The sequence below is a fragment of the Shewanella septentrionalis genome, from assembly GCF_025370265.1.
Taxonomy (GTDB): Bacteria; Pseudomonadota; Gammaproteobacteria; order Enterobacterales; family Shewanellaceae; genus Shewanella; species Shewanella hafniensis.
In genome coordinates, this window is sequence record NZ_JAMTCC010000020.1 from 68,663 (window position 1) to 86,212 (window position 17,550).

The 17,550-nt window shown below is 45.5% G+C and carries 17 protein-coding genes; 7 read left to right on the forward strand and 10 right to left on the reverse strand.

What is annotated here, in order from left to right; translation table 11 throughout:
- Positions 1-140 precede the first annotated feature (140 nt).
- The 3 genes from NE536_RS12920 to NE536_RS12930 all read right to left on the reverse strand — a co-directional run bounded on the left by NE536_RS12920 (position 141) and on the right by NE536_RS12930 (position 3,377).
- Entirely contained in the window at positions 141-1,385 is a 1,245-nt protein-coding gene (locus NE536_RS12920; protein WP_106649282.1) for a malic enzyme-like NAD(P)-binding protein, read from the reverse strand.
- A gap of 536 nt (positions 1,386-1,921) precedes the next feature.
- Positions 1,922-2,134: a 50S ribosomal protein L31 gene (gene rpmE, locus NE536_RS12925; RefSeq protein ID WP_063883331.1), complete on the reverse strand. Its 213-nt coding sequence runs from the start codon at positions 2,132-2,134 to the stop codon at positions 1,922-1,924.
- Positions 2,135-2,315: 181 nt separating this feature from the next.
- Complete coding sequence (locus NE536_RS12930; protein WP_261272939.1) at positions 2,316-3,377, reverse strand: FimV/HubP family polar landmark protein; 1,062 nt, start codon at positions 3,375-3,377, stop codon at positions 2,316-2,318.
- Between the two features lie 102 nt (positions 3,378-3,479).
- On the opposite strand from NE536_RS12930, the gene priA reads away from it, so the two are divergent.
- The 4 genes from priA (at position 3,480) to NE536_RS12950 (ending at position 8,835) form a co-directional block, all read left to right on the forward strand.
- Complete coding sequence (gene priA / locus NE536_RS12935) at positions 3,480-5,675, forward strand: primosomal protein N' (protein WP_261272940.1); 2,196 nt, start codon at positions 3,480-3,482, stop codon at positions 5,673-5,675.
- Between the two features lie 134 nt (positions 5,676-5,809).
- Complete coding sequence (argS, locus tag NE536_RS12940; protein ID WP_261272941.1) at positions 5,810-7,555, forward strand: arginine--tRNA ligase; 1,746 nt, start codon at positions 5,810-5,812, stop codon at positions 7,553-7,555.
- A 3-nt stretch (positions 7,556-7,558) separates the two neighbouring features.
- Positions 7,559-8,275 (forward strand): SPOR domain-containing protein, encoded by a 717-nt coding sequence (locus NE536_RS12945; protein ID WP_261272942.1) that lies wholly within the window; start codon positions 7,559-7,561, stop codon positions 8,273-8,275.
- A 335-nt stretch (positions 8,276-8,610) separates the two neighbouring features.
- Positions 8,611-8,835 (forward strand): hypothetical protein, encoded by a 225-nt coding sequence (locus NE536_RS12950; protein ID WP_006083282.1) that lies wholly within the window; start codon positions 8,611-8,613, stop codon positions 8,833-8,835.
- A gap of 210 nt (positions 8,836-9,045) precedes the next feature.
- Here NE536_RS12950 and NE536_RS12955 read toward each other — a convergent pair whose 3' ends face one another.
- Genes NE536_RS12955 through NE536_RS12965 form a run of 3 tightly spaced genes read right to left on the reverse strand, consistent with a single transcriptional unit; the run spans position 9,046 to position 11,402 of the window.
- Positions 9,046-9,984 carry an SPFH domain-containing protein gene (locus NE536_RS12955; RefSeq protein ID WP_198555603.1) on the reverse strand — a complete coding sequence of 313 codons (939 nt, stop codon included), beginning with the start codon at positions 9,982-9,984 and terminating at the stop codon, positions 9,046-9,048.
- Positions 9,984-10,919 carry an SPFH domain-containing protein gene (locus NE536_RS12960; RefSeq protein ID WP_012586651.1) on the reverse strand — a complete coding sequence of 312 codons (936 nt, stop codon included), beginning with the start codon at positions 10,917-10,919 and terminating at the stop codon, positions 9,984-9,986. The genes NE536_RS12955 and NE536_RS12960 overlap by 1 nt, the downstream gene beginning before the upstream one ends.
- Positions 10,920-10,931: 12 nt before the next feature.
- Entirely contained in the window at positions 10,932-11,402 is a 471-nt protein-coding gene (locus tag NE536_RS12965) for an NfeD family protein (RefSeq protein WP_106649276.1), read from the reverse strand.
- A gap of 474 nt (positions 11,403-11,876) precedes the next feature.
- On the opposite strand from NE536_RS12965, the gene NE536_RS12970 reads away from it, so the two are divergent.
- Complete coding sequence (locus tag NE536_RS12970; protein ID WP_261272943.1) at positions 11,877-12,629, forward strand: outer membrane protein OmpK; 753 nt, start codon at positions 11,877-11,879, stop codon at positions 12,627-12,629.
- 101 nt (positions 12,630-12,730) lie between these two features.
- Here NE536_RS12970 and udp read toward each other — a convergent pair whose 3' ends face one another.
- Positions 12,731-13,489, reverse strand: coding sequence for a uridine phosphorylase (gene udp, locus NE536_RS12975; protein ID WP_006083287.1), 759 nt, complete (start codon positions 13,487-13,489; stop codon positions 12,731-12,733).
- A gap of 413 nt (positions 13,490-13,902) precedes the next feature.
- Here udp and NE536_RS12980 point away from each other — a divergent pair, with 413 nt between their 5' ends.
- Positions 13,903-14,115 (forward strand): HP1242/YdcH family protein, encoded by a 213-nt coding sequence (locus NE536_RS12980; protein WP_006083288.1) that lies wholly within the window; start codon positions 13,903-13,905, stop codon positions 14,113-14,115.
- A 64-nt stretch (positions 14,116-14,179) separates the two neighbouring features.
- Here NE536_RS12980 and NE536_RS12985 read toward each other — a convergent pair whose 3' ends face one another.
- The 3 genes from NE536_RS12985 to NE536_RS12995 form a co-directional block, all read right to left on the reverse strand.
- Positions 14,180-15,355, reverse strand: a complete 1,176-nt coding sequence (locus NE536_RS12985; RefSeq protein ID WP_006087063.1) for a type III PLP-dependent enzyme — start codon at positions 15,353-15,355, stop codon at positions 14,180-14,182.
- Positions 15,356-15,507: 152 nt separating this feature from the next.
- Entirely contained in the window at positions 15,508-15,696 is a 189-nt protein-coding gene (locus NE536_RS22925; RefSeq protein ID WP_261272944.1) for a hypothetical protein, read from the reverse strand.
- Positions 15,697-15,998: 302 nt separating this feature from the next.
- Complete coding sequence (locus tag NE536_RS12995) at positions 15,999-16,478, reverse strand: hypothetical protein (protein WP_261272945.1); 480 nt, start codon at positions 16,476-16,478, stop codon at positions 15,999-16,001.
- A 169-nt stretch (positions 16,479-16,647) separates the two neighbouring features.
- On the opposite strand from NE536_RS12995, the gene NE536_RS13000 reads away from it, so the two are divergent.
- Entirely contained in the window at positions 16,648-17,484 is an 837-nt protein-coding gene (locus tag NE536_RS13000; RefSeq protein WP_106649274.1) for a mechanosensitive ion channel family protein, read from the forward strand.
- Positions 17,485-17,550 lie beyond the last annotated feature (66 nt).

The window sequence follows — 17,550 nt, forward strand, 5'->3', positions numbered from 1 at the left end:
AACAGGAGTACAACAAAGTTGTCCGTTGATTATTCAGTAGCATAACCTAAAAGGCAACCAAGACGCTGTGACTTTAATGTCCACTTAAAAACAAAAAAGAGGCTCATTAGCCTCTTTTCGATGTTTTTACCACTTTTAGCCTAGTCGGCGTATTGAGGTAAAGTAGGGATAGCAGCAACACCAGAGTCGATAGCCGCCTGAGCAACCGCACGGGCAACATTAGGCAATAAACGTGGGTCCATAGGTTTTGGCAGCACGTATTCAGGACCAAAACTCAGTGAACTCACATTAGGATAAGCCTTTAATACACTCGCAGGCACAGGCTCTTTTGCCAGTGCAGCAATGGCATGAACCGCGGCGATTTTCATCTCATCGTTAATGCATGACGCACGTACATCCAAGGCGCCACGGAAAATAAACGGGAAACACAATACGTTATTCACTTGGTTTGGATAATCGCTGCGACCGGTACCCATGATCAAATCGCTGCGCGTTGCGTGAGCCAGTGCCGGTTTGATTTCAGGATCGGGATTAGAACAGGCAAAAATTACTGGCTTATCGGCCATCAACGCAACTTCTTCTGCACCTATCACGTCAGGACCAGATAGACCTAAAAACACGTCTGCGCCTTTAATAACATCAAGAAGCGTGCGTTTGTCTGTATCATTCGCAAATAGCGCTTTATATTCATTAAGATCCGTACGGCCAGAATGAATCACACCTTTAGTGTCTAACATATAAATGTTAGCGCGATTCGCACCACACTTGACCAGCATAGTCATACAAGCAATGGCTGCCGCACCTGCGCCCATACACACAAACGTTGCGTCGCTGATCAACTTGCCTTGAATTTCCAGCGCGTTAATCATACCCGCCGCGGTCACAATTGCGGTGCCGTGTTGATCGTCATGGAATACTGGCACTTTACAACGGGCAATCAATTCACGTTCGATAACAAAGCATTCTGGCGCTTTAATATCTTCAAGATTGATACCACCAAAAGTGTCAGCAATCGCAGCAACTGTATTGATAAATTCTTCAGGCGTATTGTGGGTGATCTCAATATCTGTCGAATCGATATTTGCAAAATGCTTAAATAATAATGCTTTGCCTTCCATCACAGGTTTAGAAGCCAAGGGGCCTAAATTGCCTAAACCTAAGATCGCCGTACCATTGGTAATCACGGCAACCGTATTACCTTTATTGGTATAACGATACGCATTGTCAGGATTAGCCGCGATTTCACGCACAGGCTCAGCCACACCAGGGCTATAAGCTAGAGCGAGATCGTGACTCGTTTCGGCAGGTTTGGTAAGGCAAACTGCGGTTTTGCCTGGTATTGGAAATTCATGATAATCGAGTGCTTGTTGACGAATATCTGACATTTTAAAATCCTGAAATGCGACATTTATAATTTATGAGAGTAAGGCCTACCAACACACATCTAGTCTCACCAAAGGGTGATGTTAATAGTCTGGCTGGTCGGGGTAAGATACGCCAATAAGGGGGATTTTTAAATAAGAGATTCAGAAATTTCACTTTAGCCTGCAAATATCACCTCTAAGCTTAGTTTTATAAACTTATCTCCTATAATAAAGCTGCATTTCTTAATATATTTTGTAGGAAACAAACATATATTTTGTAGTTATAGCGCTAGTTGTAGCGAGTTAATCTCAAAAATGTTGGTTAAATTACAATATATAACGGCTAGCATATTTATCTTATAGATAATTGCTATAAATAAGTCGAATTACATACTTGAACTCGCAATACTCAGTAAGTTGACGATTAATTGAGTGAAGTCGTACCAGATGGGGGATTTAACATAAGTATTAAGATAGGCGTAAATAAAGCAGTTCAGCAAATGACAGAAAGCAAAAAGGCGCCATAGGCGCCTTTTCTAGAAACATTGCAATCGCAATTATTTCTTTGCAAGCACTGCGAAGCGCTTGTTGAATTTGTCGATACGACCGCCAGTATCAACAACTTTTTGTGTACCAGTGTAGAATGGGTGACAAGCACCACATACGTCTAAATGCAGATCTTTACCAGCAGTAGAGTTTACTTTGATAACGTTACCACAAGTACAGTTTGCAGTGATGATAGCGTATGTTGGGTGGATACCTGGTTTCATTGGGGTTACCTCAAAAGTGTAAGGCCATGTCGCTCTTCCAACCCGTAGTCGGACACCACATGCATGTTAATAACAATATGTTTAGGGCGCAGAATGGTACAGCATACCCACAAGGGATACAAGTAGATTATCTGAGCGTTTGGCGGTTAATCTGCGTCTATTTTGACTTTAGTTCGCCGCTTCATTTTCCCGCCTCTTTAGCTTCAAACATCGCCTGAGCCTCTTTGGCGTTAGCATGCTGTGCCAAAATCATTTTCGAAGGACAGGACAGAGCCGCATTACTCTTGAGTGCGTTGATTTTATTTTTTGAGAACGCCGCAGGATTCGCCTCATAGATCGCCAGCATAGCGCCATAAACACTCACGTCCCAATCGTTGGCATAGCGATTGGCGATACGCCACAAGGTCTCACCTGCAAGATAAGTTAACTGACAATGTTCAGGTGTCTGCGAAGCTGTTGGGGACGTTTCAGCGGCATTCACTTTGAGTTCGCTATTTGTTGTCTTAACTGCTTCAGTGACTATGACTTCAGACATAACAGGCTCAGGCATCATAGTTTCAGCAGACGTTGCTTTAACGGCAACAGGTTCAGAGTTTTTGGCGACAGCCTTTACCTCGGCAACCTGGGTATTTTGCTCATCCGCTGCTTCAGGAAATTTAAAGCCAGTCACAACTTCAGCCGCTGGCACTGCGGGCTTAGTATTTACATGAGCATCTACATGAGTATTTGCAGCCGCAATAACCGCCGTCGCGGTCTTAGCACCCACCACTGATGTGAATTCTGCGGCCACTTTTACAGGCTGAACATTCACTTTATCCGCACGCTTTTGCACCAGCGCTGTCGTCGTATTTTTACTGCCCGATGCCGCGCTCATAGATAGCGCAGCCGATGTTGGCTTAGCCTCGCCAAATAGATTGATACTTTTGACCTCATACCAACGGTCGAGTCGATACTCCCTCACTAAGAGTTTAGCCTTGTCATCTTTGACATCTTCAACACCCGTGAGCAAAACTAAAAAGCGATTAAGCTCCTCAACCATTAACTTTTCTTCGCCGCCGGCTTGCTGCACTACAAACTCTAAACGCGACATGTCTTGATTGTCCGCAATCACATTCACCCTGAGTTTAGGATAACTACCTAACTCAAACATGCGGCTGTTAACGCTCACATGGGAGACTTGTGCCATGCTAGGTGCGCTACACACTAACGCGAGTAGACCTAATGATTTCACTATATTAGCCATTTATTTACTCTCAACTATCCTTGGTAAACCATCATTAGGGCTAGCCCTAGCCAGCCGCGCTGAGTACACTAAACCACATTCTTGCCTAAGACTTGCCTGCATATGTCATTGTTTGTCGAAGTTGCGTTACCTGTGCCTATGCGGCAAACCTTTAGCTACCGCGTACCCGAAACTTATCCTAGTACACCGCAGATAGGCGTGCGCGTTAAAGTCCCCTTCGGTCGTCAACAATTGATCGGATTAGTCACAGGTATCACAGATACATGTAGCTTAGCGCCTAAGCAGATTAAGTCTGTGCTTGAGTTTATCGACGATAAACCTTTGCTGCCTGAATCACTTTATAAATTAACGCTTTGGGCCGCGAGATACTATTTTTGCAGCCAAGGGCAGATGCTAACCCAAGCCTTACCAGTCGCCCTTCGCAAAGGGCTCAATGCCGCGCCACAAAAGATTCAATTCTGGCAATTAACTGAAATAGGCCAAAATATTGCGCCCGAAGCAGTTAAACGCGCACCCGCACAGAAAAAACTACTCGAGTTACTCAAAACCGCCAGCTTAACCCAAGAAGAGGTTATCAGCTTAGACATCAGTAAGGCGGTGCTTAAAGCCCTAGAAGATAAAGGCTGGGTAGCACGTCATGAGAAAGTCGCCGAGCTTAACCTCGACTGGCGCACCACACTCGAAATGGACGAAACGCCACATAAACTCAATAAAGAACAAGCCGTCGCCGTTGCCACTTTAAATCTGCAACAAGGATATCACTGTACTTTATTAGAAGGCATTACCGGTTCGGGTAAGACGGAAGTCTATTTGGCGGTGCTCGAAGAAGTCCTTAAGCAAGGCAAGCAAGCATTAATTTTAGTGCCTGAAATCGGTTTAACGCCCCAAACTATCAATCGCTTTAAGCGGCGTTTCAAAGTCAATGTCGCCATTTTGCATTCAGGGTTAACCGACAATCAGAGACTCGAAGCTTGGCGCCAAGCCCGCTGCGGTCAGGCCGCCATCATTATCGGCACCCGCTCAGCCTTGTTCACGCCTATGGCCTATCCCGGCATTATCATACTCGATGAAGAGCACGACAGCAGCTTCAAGCAACAGGAAGGCGTCGGTTATCACGCCCGCGACTTGGCAGTCATGCGTGGCCATCTGGAATCGATTCCGGTGATATTAGGCACGGCAACCCCCTCACTCGAAAGTCTACAAAATGCTTTAAGTGGCCGTTACCATCATTTGCAATTGGGTGAGCGCGCGGGCGTTGCTAAAAAAGTGCGTCAAGGCATTATCGACATTAAAAATATGCCGTTAAAAGCAGGCATGTCGGTGCCGCTGCTGAACGAAATCCGTCTGCATTTAGACGCAGGCAACCAAGTGTTACTGTTTCTCAATCGCCGCGGCTTTGCACCCGCCCTGCTTTGCCACGAGTGTGGGCACTTACACGAGTGCGACCGCTGCGATGCGTTTTTCACTGTGCATCAATCTCTTGGCGAAATTTGCTGCCATCATTGTGGCAATCAATACGCTATCCCTAAGCAATGCCACAAATGCGGTAGCACTATGCTGATGGGCCAAGGCATAGGCACTGAACAACTGGCCGAGGCGCTGCAACAGGAGTTTCCGAAACATCCAGTCGTGCGCATCGACCGCGATACCACTCGCTTGAAAGGCTCATTGGAAACCCACTTAAACGCAATTCATAAGGGCGAATATAAAATCCTCGTCGGCACGCAAATGCTAGCCAAAGGCCATCACTTTCCTGATGTGACGCTTGTTGGGCTACTCGATGTCGATGGCGCCTTATTTAGCGCCGACTTTCGCGCGCCCGAGCGTTTTGGGCAGCTCTATACCCAAGTCGCCGGGCGTGCGGGCCGTGCCAGTAAACCCGGCACGGTATTATTGCAAACTCACCAGAGCGACAATCCCATTTTGCGGGATTTGCTGCACCGCGGTTATGGCGAGTTTGCTCGCAGCCAGCTCAAAGAACGTCAACAGGCACTGCTGCCGCCAGCATGGCATATGGTGTTGGTGCGCGCCGAAGCGCATTTAGCCAGTGATGCCGATAACTTTCTCAACGCCTTCGCCGCGCTCTTGCCCCAAGATAAAGAATTTGAGGTGATTGGTCCTATGCCAGCGCCCTTAGATAAAAAAGCCGGCAAGTTCCGCCGCCAACTCTTATTCCAAGCTAAAAACCGCAATCGCTTGCAACAAGAGTTTGAACGTATTCATCCGCTTGTAGAGCAGCTTATCGAAGCCAAGCGGTGCCGATGGAGCTTAGACAGAGATCCGCAGGATCTCCTCTGAGTCGAGTATTTGATAAGTATTTAAGCGCCATTTGATAAAAAATCATCGGGAAGATAGCAATTGTTAACCACAAACGGCTAAAATATGCGGTTATTCCCTGTATTCACTCTTAAAGTTAGTGCCGATTAGAACCCATGAAATCACATATCCAATCATTACTTGAACAAACTCTAGAATCCTTTAAACAACAAGGTATTGTGCCTGCTGACTTTGAAGCGCGCATTCAGGTAGATCGAACCAAGGATAAGAGTCATGGCGACTTGGCAACCAACTTAGCCATGATGCTGACTAAGGTCGCGGGCAAGAATCCACGTGAATTAGCCCAACTGATCATCGACACCTTACCGGCTTCGGCTTTTGTGGCTAAGGTTGAAATTGCAGGTCCTGGCTTTATCAACTTTTTTATCAACGACAGCGCCTTAGCTGATCAACTGCAAAATGCCGTCAACGATGAGCATTTAGGTATCAAGTTACCGACACCGCAAACCGTTGTTGTTGATTATTCTTCGCCAAACCTCGCCAAAGAAATGCACGTAGGTCACCTACGTTCAACCATCATTGGTGACAGTGTGGTGCGTGCACTGGAATTTTTAGGCCACAAAGTTATCCGTCAAAACCATGTGGGCGACTGGGGTACACAATTTGGTATGTTGCTGGCCTATATGGAAGAGCTACGCGCCAAAAACGGTGAGAAAGCGCAACTTGAACTGTCTGATTTAGAAAACTTTTATCGTGCCGCCAAACTGCGTTTCGACGAATCAGCAGAATTCGCGACCCGCGCTCGCCAATTAGTGGTTGAACTGCAATCTGGCGACGAATACTGCAACAAATTGTGGCGCGAATTTAACGACATTTCGTTAAGCCACTGCCATGAAGTCTACGCCCGTTTAGGTGTGAGCCTGACCCGCGCCGACGTGCACGGTGAAAGTGCCTATAACGCCGATCTAGAACAAGTAGTTAAAGATTTAGATGCCCAAGGTTTATTAACCGAAAGCAACGGCGCCAAAGTTGTGTTCCAAGAAGCCTTCCGTAATAAAGAAGGTGAGCCACTGCCAGTGATCATCCAAAAAGCTGATGGTGGCTACTTGTATGCCACCTCAGATCTTGCGGCAATGCGCTACCGTTCGAACGTATTAAAAGCCGATCGCGTACTGTATTTTGTTGACCTACGTCAGGCGCTGCATTTCCAACAAGTCTTCAGCCTAGCCAAGCTGGCTAAATTTGTTCGTGAAGATATGTCATTGGAGCACTTAGGTTTTGGCACGATGAACGGCGAAGATGGCCGTCCATTCAAAACCCGTAGCGGCGGTGTCGTTAAGTTAGTCGACCTGTTAGAAGAAGCCAACGTGCGCGCACTAGAACTCGTTCGCAGTAAAAATCCAGATATGGATGAGAACACGCTGGCTGAAATCGCCCGTGTCGTTGGGATCAGCGCCGTTAAATATGCTGATTTATCGAAAAACCGTACCAGCGATTACATCTTTAGCTTCGAACAAATGCTCAGCTTCGAAGGCAATACCGCGCCTTACCTGCTGTACGCTTATACCCGTGTTGCGGGCATCTTCAAGCGTGTAACCGATCTGGATTTGAGCCAAGCGAAAATCGTGCTTGAGCATGAAAAAGAGAAAGATCTCGGTAACAAGTTAGCGCAGTTCGGCGAGATCCTCAGTCGCGTTGTCGATAAAGGTCAACCGCACGTATTGTGTGCTTACCTGTATGAATTAGCGGGTGCTTTCTCAAGCTTCTACGAAGCCTGCCCCGTACTTGCCGCCGATAACGACGCGCAAAAGAATAGCCGTTTATTACTCGCACAATTGACGGCTCGTACGTTACAAAAAGGCCTAAATCTACTCGGTATAGAAACCTTAGAGCGGATGTAAGCCATGAGTAATCGCGATTATGCCAATAGAAGGCCGCAGTCGGGCGCTAAACCGCGCCCAGTCCGCGCGACTCGCCCAACCCGAGCAAAGCCTTCACAATCTAAATCAGCACCGCGTAAGAAGCTGCCGCTGACGCTGATAGGCTTTGTCATACTCGCTGTGGGTTGTTTCGTCTATTTTCTATGGAGCATTAAAGATAATGCTCAGCAAGAAGAGCAGCCGAGGCCAACTCCGGCCAAGAAAACTGAAACTCGAGTTAAGCCGCAAGAAAATGTGGTGCTCACCCCTAAGGTGAAAGAACCCGAGCGTAAAGCCGTCGTTATTCCTGTCGCGACCGAGGAAACAGCAGAGCCTGTTGCTCCGCCGAAGAAGGACCCTAACGCTCTGCCGCCTCAACCAAAGGAAGAATGGACCTATCTCAATGAGCTTGAAAACAAGCATGTTGAGGTCGATATTCCCGATGTGGTTGCAACACGAGCGCCAATGCAATATCAATTGCAATGTGCTTCTTTCCGCCAAGAATCACAGGCAAATGAGATGAAAGCTGTCATCGCTTTCCAAGGTTTGGAGGCGCAAGTAAGACAAGTCGAAGGTACGACTGGCGTGTGGTACAAAGTCGCTTTAGGTCCTTATGAACGTAAGCGTGATGCCGAACGTAAGCGTCACACGCTGCAAAATGCCGGGATTAATGGTTGTCAGATTCTGGCTATCCCTAAATAAGGCTTCACCCTTTCTAGGCGTTTTTTAAATACCTAATCACAAAAATAGCGGCCAGCGTTTATCGCTCGTCGCTATTTTTTTATCCGCTACGCTTTAGCTTGCCGCATAACCCAGCATTCGCTCCAAGTTCATCTAGACACGCCCAGTTTTAAACAACCCTATTTTTTAAAGTACTGTTTTGCTAAATCTATAACTGATTATTTATAAACAACAAAATCCTTTATTAATAAAGATTAATATGCAGTTTAATTGACCTAGATCAAACTTAGGCGTATCTCTTAAGTAACAGCAAGACTGTTGTATCTGTGTCAAATCCAACCTTAGGGTGAAGTATTATGAATGCATTAATCGAGATAGAAGCCACCGAATTCAGCCAACTTTTCAAAAGTGGTGACATGCTAGGAATTAGAATGTTTATGGAGCATGTTCGCATGCCGCTGGATGTTCAAGACAAGATTTATGACGAAATTTCTGCGCTTCAGCAATTAGAGCAAAACCAAATTGCCAAGCTCATTGAAACCCACGCCCATTCCCAAATTCATGAACGCCTAGCTTATTAGCCTTCCATTCAATGAAAAATTTATCTATGCCCAACTGCAGCTTCTCGCGGTTCACTCAACAGAAGCTGCATGATCTCCCCGTAACTCACAACACAAGCCGTTATATAAACCGCCACGACACACATCATCCAATTACAGCCCAAAAATAAGGCCAAATACCTGAGTATTTGGCCTTAATAAACTAGCGAGTTTCAGATGTTAACCAGGGCCTTAGCTCGGTTTTTCTTCCGTTAAGCCTATGCTATTCATCCAGTAATCGAAATCCACCATATTACCCGGCAATACCACTCGGCTATTCTTCTGGCTTAAGCCATCGAGCTGTTTAAAGTACTGTTCACCGAGTTGCATCCGCAGAGCATTGTGACCACCCGGCGCGGCAATCACAGAGGCTAAACGTTCTATCGATTCCGCCGTCGCACGGGAAATAGTTAAAATTTCCTCAGCCTTACCTTCAGCTTCGTTAATACGTCGCTGCATCTCACCTTCAGAGCGGTTTACCGTCTCAGCTTTAACACCTTCTGAACGGTTAATCTTGCTCTGCTTGTCGCCTTCACTCTTAGCCAATAATGCGCGGCGCTCACGCTCAGCATTCACTTGCATTTCCATGGCATTTTTAACGGTTTCAGGTGGGGTGATATTTTTAATCTCATAACGATGCACACGTATTCCCCACATGGCACCGGCTTGATCTAATACCTGCACAACCTTGGCAGAAATCACATCACGCTCTTCGAAGGTGCGGTCAAGGTCCAGCGTCCCTATGACAGAGCGTGTCGTCGTTTGCGCTAGCTGGATAGCGGCGTAGCGATAATCAGTAATACCGTAACTGGCTTTGACTGGGTCGGTCACAGAGATATAAATCACCCCGTCCACTTCAACGTTAACTTCGTCGCTCGAAAAACACTCCTGCGGCGGTACATCGATGGTCTCTTCTTTCAAATCATGAATGAAAGCGACTTTATCCACGAAGGGGATCAAGGTATGGAAACCCGCATCTAAGGTGCTGTGGTACTTACCTAAACGCTCCACAATATAAGCCGACTTAGTGGGAACAAGTCGAATCGATTGGAAAAGCTTAATCACGAAAATGGCAAAGATAAGTCCCCAAATTGCCATCACAATCAAATCTGTATCTAATGGAAGATTCATTATCGCGCTCCTTTGCCACTATTATTTTGGCCACTCACAGTCTGAGTGACTTGCTCCATGCCTTCGAAGAAACCTTCGAGTTTCGCCATTTCAGCGGGGACAACAGAGACCTGTGCATCATTGAGGATCTTGCCAACTTGAGCGATAAACTGTTCTTTCAATAACATATTCATCGCATCTGTACCGCCATTGACCGCTAACGCCTGCGAGATCATTGCCATACCTTCGGATTTCGCTTTGGCTATGATAGCAATCTCTTGACCTGTACCTTTGGCTTCATTAATCCGTTTCTGTTTTTGACCTTCTGACAGGTTAATCGCCTCTTGGCGCTCACCTTCAGACATATTGATCATCGCCGCTTTTTCCGCATTGGCCAACGTGATTTCGGCGCGTTTGCGACGCTCGGCTTCCATCTGCTTCTCAAGGGTGTGGATCACATGGCGCGAAGGCGTAATATTGCGAATTTCATAGCGCAATACTTTGATCCCCCAAGGTTCTGACGCCTTATCGATTTCCCGCACTATGGATTCATTCAAGCTATCACGCTCGGAGAATGTTTCACTCAAACTCAGCTTACCAATCTCAGAACGCATTGTGGTTTGGGCTAAATTCACCGCCGCTTTACGATAGTTTTCAATGCCATAACTCGCTAATTTGCCATCCATCACTTTTAAGTAGACTAAACCGTCCACTTCCAGTTGAGTGTTATCTTTAGAGATACAACTCTGTGGCGGCACATCTAATACTTGCTCACGGGTATCGTGACGGTAGGAGACGCGGTCGAAGAAAGGGATCAAAAAATGAAATCCTGGGTTTAATACTGCACGGAATTTCCCCAGACGCTCAATAACATGCACTTCACGCATCGGCACGATAAGCATCAACTTATAGAGAATAAAAAAGATAAATAAAATGACTAAGGTAAATACAAACATAGATTCCATCCTTTAGTTTTTGGAAGCTTCTATTGAAATAGGCTCAACGACTAGAGCGATATTTTCACGACAAATAATTCTGACTTCGGTCCCCGCAGCGATAGTGGTGCCATCGCCCAGCGCTGGCCATTCACTCCCCTGAAATTCCACCCGCCCGGGTGTTTGTCCAGGACCTATGGTCTGCTTTACGCGAACAACTTGATTGTATAGATCGATTGCTTCATCCGTGTTATCCACATGGGAATCACCACCAACGAGCCTTTGAGTTACTTGTCTGAAGGTCAATAACAACACAATGGCCGAGATAAACCACAGGGTCATGCTCTGCACTACGCCTTCGACTAGTCCTATGCCTAACGCGCCAGCCACGACTAAACAAGCCGCGCCCAGCAACACTATGATGCCACCGGGAACCACTATTTCGGCGAGCATAAATACTAGCCCCACCACTGCCCACACTAAAATCGGATTTGAAAACTCCATATTTCCCCCTGAAATGAGAGTGTCCTTGCAGCAACTATAACAGCAGCTTTTCGGATAAGCGACATAATATGTCAAAATTTACGAAGCAAAATGCCCAATCAATCACTTCTGTGTTAGGCCTCATTCTCCCATATCCACACGGCAAAGCCCTTAGGTTGTTTTAAAATTAAGCATAATCAATTCAAAAAGATAGCCAACACCAAAGGAATAACTCATTCTGATATAGCAAAATCCATTTAAAATCAATTAGCTAAAAACAGATTATCACCATAATGATTATGTGATTTTGACAACAACATTCGATAAAAACTTTGAATAAATGTAAATTTTTGCATATATTGCCCCCACTTTTGTGCCAGTCCTTTGACGTACACTCACGCTAGGTTTGAACTTACCCATCAAACCATGCCATAGGTCAGAGAGCGGATTGAGTAAGACGCGAATTAACTTCGACCTATACAACAGGAAATAACAATGAAAAAAACATGCCTATGCCTAGCACTCATGCTTTCTCCTCAAGCATTTGCGGGTGACTTAGTACAATGGTGGGATTTCAGTGCAACAGCTCTCTATGGTGAAGACTACGATTTAGCACCATCGGACAAACAAGCCACTATCACCTTAGAAACGGCGGGCGGCTGGAAATACGGTGATTGGTTTGCCTTCCAAGACTTTATCTATTTCAAAGGCAACGATACAGGCATGGAAAGCACCACCTATGGTGAAATTTCGCCACGCTTCAGTGCCAGTAAAATCCTCGGCGAGAAAATCGCCTTTGGTCCAGTAACAGATTTATCTCTGGCGCTGACCTATGAAGAAGGTGAAGGCCCAGTTCACAGCCTGCTTTACGGTTTAGGCGTTGATGTCGCCGTGCCTTATTTCACTTACCTGAACTTTAATACCTATCGCCGCAATGGTATGAGCACTGGCAACAATAGTGACGGCTGGCAGTTCACCCCAGTATTTCGCATCGACATTCCCGTTGGCTCAGCCAACATAGTGCTTGATGGCTTTATCGACTGGGTATTTGCCACCGATGATAATAGCTACGAGGAGAACTTCCACTTCAATCCACAGTTGAAATACGATCTTGGAAAGAGCCTGTTCGGTGATCATCAAGCCAATAAACTATTGGTGGGTATTGAATACGATCTGTGGACCAATAAATACGGTGTGAAAGGCGTCGATCAAGACACTTACTCAGTGATTGCCCAATACCACTTCTAATCGGTATCGGCATAGTTTTAAAGCAACAAAAAAGGTGCCATTGGCACCTTTTTTAGTTTGGTCACTCACTTTGCAGGGGGTGTCGCTTAGCGTAATAAAAATTAGGCTAATAGTTTTTTCGCTGCAGCAACCACGATAGAAACCGCACTTACTTCGGTTTTCTTCATTGTGGCTTCATCAGGAATTTCTTGTTGGGTGCGGTTTACAATCACACCAGCAACACAGGCTGCACGCCAGCCTTGAGTCGCACACATAGTGAATAAGGTGGAAGATTCCATCTCATAGTTCAGTACGCCCATATCTTGCCATTCTTTCATTGAACCCGCGAAACGACGCGTTACACGGCCAGTGACAGTGTCGTAACGCTCTTGGCCTGGGTAGAAAGTATCAGAAGAAGCCGTTACGCCAATGTGTGGCTCTACGCCTGCATCGCGACACGCTGCAACCATAGCAGTGGTACATTCAAAGTTTGCAACCGCAGGGAACTCCATAGGTGCAAAGTGCAAGCTCGCGCCATCTAAACGCACTGAAGCTTGAGTCACAATCACATCGCCCACATTCACATGGGGTTGAATTGCACCTGTAGTACCAACGCGCAGGAAGGTATTCACACCTAACTGTGCAAGTTCTTCTACTGCGATAGAAGTCGATGGGCCACCGATACCGGTTGAACACACGACTACTGGCTTACCATCGGCATACGCTAAATAGCTTGTATACTCGCGGTGGCTAGCAAGAAACGTCGCATTGTCCATTAGTTCGGCAATACGTTTTACGCGCTCTGGATCACCTGGAACGATTGCCAAAGTTGCACCATCGAGCATTGCTTTGGTCAAACCTAAATGAAATACATCAGCCATTGTGAAAACCCCTTTCATTTTTGATAATTAAATTCTTATAAAATCGACTTTAACCTAGTATCGAAGCGGTGAAGGTTAACTTGATCACAGAATTATCGGCAAGAAGTAATTGTTTAGTCGTAATCAAATTACCAATCGCCCTCACATCTGATCACAAGATAGCAAATTTGCCCGCACTGCGAATGCCAGTCTGATTTATGCCTAACAAAGTGTGAACCAGATCCTAATCACATGCCATAGACAGCGGCCGAAATCATCTAATCCAATGATTTATAAATAATTAAAATAAATCATCATTTAGTATTAATCTGAAGCGGGACGAAAGGTGATCTAAGTCACATTTCACTGTAGAGTGAAAGGTTAGGGTTAAGGCGAAACCAGAAGTGTAGTAGATGACGACAAGGAGAATGCCGATGTTTCCAGAGTACAGAGAATTAATTTCCACCCTGAAAACCCAAGATGCTCATTTTCAACGTAAGTTTAACGAGCATAATCAGTTAGACGAGGAAATCAAACAACTGGAAAAACGTGTCGCCAGTGATTTCAATCCGACAGTGAAAGAACTCAAAAGCAGAAAGTTACACCTAAAAGAAGAGATTTATCAGATCCTCAAATCCCACGAGTAATCCCAAACTTCTTTAGCGAACAACAAGGGCGCCTAAGCGCCCTTATTCATGTCACCACAATAGCTTACAGATAGTAATCTTTCAGCGGTGGGAAACCGTTAAAGCACACTGCCGAATACGTCGTCGTATAAGCGCCAGCGGTTAACCAATACATGCGATCACCAATGGCTAAGTCATTCGGTAAACCATAGCTGTAGTGCTCATACATGATATCGGCACTGTCGCAGGTTGGGCCGGCAATCACGCATTTATCCAGCTCGCCTTGACGATCAGTATAAATCGGGAACTTAATCGCCTCGTCCATCGTTTCAATCAAGCCTGAGAATTTACCCACATCGGTAAACACCCAACGCTCTAACGCTGTGTAGGATTTTTTGCTGATCAGTACCACTTCAGACACTAAAATCCCCGCGTTAGAAATCAACGAACGGCCCGGCTCCAGAATAATTTGCGGTAAATCGTCACCGAAATCTTCCTTCAGGAAGTGAGTAATCTGCTCGGCATACACACCCAATTGATTGGTTTTATCAATATAGTTAGCAGGGAAACCGCCGCCCATGTTGATCATCTTCAAGGTGATATTGTGCTCATCACGCAGACGGTCGAAAATGCTTTTCACTTTACCAATGGCAGAATCCCAAGCACCGATATCACGTTGCTGTGAACCTACGTGGAAAGAAATACCAAAAGGTTCTAAGCCCAATTCCTGCGCCAATACTAATAGCTCATAGGCCATTTCGTTTTGGCAGCCGAATTTACGCGATAACGGCCAATCAGCCGTGTCTGTACCTTCGGTCAAAATGCGCACGTAAATACGCGATCCCGGTGCTTCTTCGGCGATCATACGTAGATCGGCCTCTGAGTCGGATGCATACATACGCACGCCGCGCTCATAAAATGCACGTACATCTTGACGCTTTTTAATGGTATTGCCGTAGCTGACTCGGTCGGTTGTCACGCCGACATTCATGACCATATCTAGTTCATAAATTGAGGCAATATCAAAGTTTGACCCTTTATCTTTCAGTAAAGATAAGATCTCGGCCGCTGGGTTTGCCTTAACTGCATAATAAACGTTGGCGTAAGGAAAACTATTAACCATGTCATCGTATTGTTTCGCTATGATACTGGTATCAATTACTACGAACGGGGTTGCTTTGTCTTTGGCAAACGCTTCAATACGCTTGAATGTATCCACGTCATAATAGTCAGCAACATCAATAGATTGAAATTGGCTCATTGGGCCAGAGTCTCCTTTGGGTCAAGTAGAAAAAAGTGAGTGTAATGTCTTAAAAAACGTGCGCAGTAAACGATATTTTATCGCTTTACGCAACGAATTTTTATGCTGAATTCATAACTTTTTATTCCACAATGTTTTAAGGGGCTAAACCATCAAAAAAAGCCTCTATAAAACAAATGATTATGCACACAAACTCTAATACCAATCGTATTAAATATCTGTTCATTCAGCGGGAGTTCAACGCGCTTTAGACAAGGCGAAGGCTTGAAGGCATAGTGGTGCTCTGTCGAAAGCCTTAAACGCAGTATAAAGCGCGTTGAAACCCGCCCTTCGGGAGCCACACAGGCATCCCACTCCGGTGTTACATTGACTTAAAAGGGAATGACCATTTCTGCGTCAATGCGCCTTGGATTGAGATGCCTGTGAGGCTCTGAACTGATTAGATATTTAATGTGATTGGTATAAGGTAAATTTGTGTGCATTATCAGAATAAAAAGTGAATTTTTTACGACATTATCGCAAAGGAGAGAGATAGACTGGCTCAAGCCAACATATCCATCCTAAAGTGATAAGCTTGAGGGGCAAGCGCGCCACGAAAAAAGGCTAATGTGGCGCCTTAAATTAGGTCAATTAAATTGAATCGTTACTGCGGCTGATTGAGTTTTGTGAGTGCTTGGCCCAAGGCTTCACTGGAATCAAAATAGGCGATATCTAAAATATTACGCTGATTGAGCAATATCATAGTGGCCATATCTTTGGTATCTGGTAGTAAACGACTGATCTCACCTTCCCTATCTAACCCAATCGCAAAGGGTAAATCTTGCATTTGTGGCACAGCAACAAACTTAGCGATTAAAGAAGGCATACCACTGATATCGGCGACATAAACTAAACCCGCAGGCATTTGAGCCGTACTTAGAGGCGTGAGTGCTTCTTTAGTCACATCACCGCCTTTCATGCTGCGGCTAAAGAGCAACACTTGAGTTTCATCTGTCACACTTACAGTTTGATCATTTTGATCGAGAAGTGAAATAGGATTAATCGCATCGCCCGCAACATAACTCGCAGCATAGGCCCACATGGGGGTTAATAAACAAGACAGACATAACAACAGCGTTTTCATAAACACTCGACTCCATTATTGGATAGGCGGACAGCATACCTGACTCCCCCTATCGACTCATTAAATCAACCGCGATTACATGATACGCTTCACACATGCAGGTGAATAAGCATTTGATGGGATTTCTGCGCTATAATCGCACAGTTAATTTTATTACAAGGATATCATAATGATAACACCTGGACTCGATCAGGAATTGCAGCAACTACAAGGCGTTTATCAACTGATCACTGAGTTTTTAGTCACCTACAGCTTCCAATTGGTCGGCGCTTTACTGATCTTTTTACTGGGCTTGTGGGTCGCCAGTAAGACATCACGCTTAGTCGCAAAGCAGTTCGAAAAACACAATATCGACATTACCTTAAGTAATTTTGTCAGTAACCTTATCCGTATTCTGATCATCATAATGGTTGGAATCATCGCTCTCGGCAAAATCGGCATCAGCGTCACCCCTATGGTGGCAGCCATTGGTGCAGCCTCCTTAGGTGCAGGCTTAGCCTTGCAAGGCATGTTAGCCAACTATGCCGCCGGCGTGACCATTATCGTCACCCGTCCTTTCGTTGTAGGGAATACTATCGAAATCAAAGGGGAAAGCGGCGTCGTTAAACGTATCCACTTAGGCATGACCATACTCACCAATGAGGAAGGCGAGCAAATCAGCATTCCTAATAAGCATATCGTCGGTGAGATCCTGCATAATTCCTTTAGCAATAAACTGGTCGAAACCCAGTTCAATCTCAGTTACAACACAGATCCCGAACGGGCCATTAGTGTGATCACTGAATTATTGAGTAACAATCCCTATGTTTATCAAGAGACTGCACCCAATATTGGCATCAATGGTTTTAATGCCATTGGGATTGAAATGGGAGTGCGCTATTGGGTGCCAACGCAAAGCTATTTTCAGCATAAATATAAGGTGAACTTAGCCCTCTACAACGCCCTTAAGCAGGCGGGAATCGAGATTGCCTGCCCCATCAGAGAGATCCATCTGCAAGATAAATAACGCTAATGCTCATGGAGTTGACCGGCGTAGTCGGTCAGTCTAGCGCACATGGTAAACTTGCATTCT

Bases quoted from the DNA above. Each gene is read 5' to 3' on its own strand.
- priA (WP_261272940.1), top strand. From the start codon at position 3,480: ATGTCATTGTTTGTCGAAGTTGCGTTACCTGTGCCTATGCGGCAAACC.
- NE536_RS13000 (WP_106649274.1), top strand. From the start codon at position 16,648: ATGATAACACCTGGACTCGATCAGGAATTGCAGCAACTACAAGGCGTT.
- argS (WP_261272941.1), top strand. From the start codon at position 5,810: ATGAAATCACATATCCAATCATTACTTGAACAAACTCTAGAATCCTTT.
- rpmE (WP_063883331.1), bottom strand. From the start codon at position 2,134: ATGAAACCAGGTATCCACCCAACATACGCTATCATCACTGCAAACTGT.
- NE536_RS12965 (WP_106649276.1), bottom strand. From the start codon at position 11,402: ATGGAGTTTTCAAATCCGATTTTAGTGTGGGCAGTGGTGGGGCTAGTA.
- NE536_RS12995 (WP_261272945.1), bottom strand. From the start codon at position 16,478: ATGAAAACGCTGTTGTTATGTCTGTCTTGTTTATTAACCCCCATGTGG.
- NE536_RS12970 (WP_261272943.1), top strand. From the start codon at position 11,877: ATGAAAAAAACATGCCTATGCCTAGCACTCATGCTTTCTCCTCAAGCA.
- NE536_RS12950 (WP_006083282.1), top strand. From the start codon at position 8,611: ATGAATGCATTAATCGAGATAGAAGCCACCGAATTCAGCCAACTTTTC.
- NE536_RS12985 (WP_006087063.1), bottom strand. From the start codon at position 15,355: ATGAGCCAATTTCAATCTATTGATGTTGCTGACTATTATGACGTGGAT.
- udp (WP_006083287.1), bottom strand. From the start codon at position 13,489: ATGGCTGATGTATTTCATTTAGGTTTGACCAAAGCAATGCTCGATGGT.
- NE536_RS12920 (WP_106649282.1), bottom strand. From the start codon at position 1,385: ATGTCAGATATTCGTCAACAAGCACTCGATTATCATGAATTTCCAATA.
- NE536_RS12980 (WP_006083288.1), top strand. From the start codon at position 13,903: ATGTTTCCAGAGTACAGAGAATTAATTTCCACCCTGAAAACCCAAGAT.
- NE536_RS12955 (WP_198555603.1), bottom strand. From the start codon at position 9,984: ATGAATCTTCCATTAGATACAGATTTGATTGTGATGGCAATTTGGGGA.
- NE536_RS12945 (WP_261272942.1), top strand. From the start codon at position 7,559: ATGAGTAATCGCGATTATGCCAATAGAAGGCCGCAGTCGGGCGCTAAA.
- NE536_RS12930 (WP_261272939.1), bottom strand. From the start codon at position 3,377: ATGGCTAATATAGTGAAATCATTAGGTCTACTCGCGTTAGTGTGTAGC.
- NE536_RS12960 (WP_012586651.1), bottom strand. From the start codon at position 10,919: ATGTTTGTATTTACCTTAGTCATTTTATTTATCTTTTTTATTCTCTAT.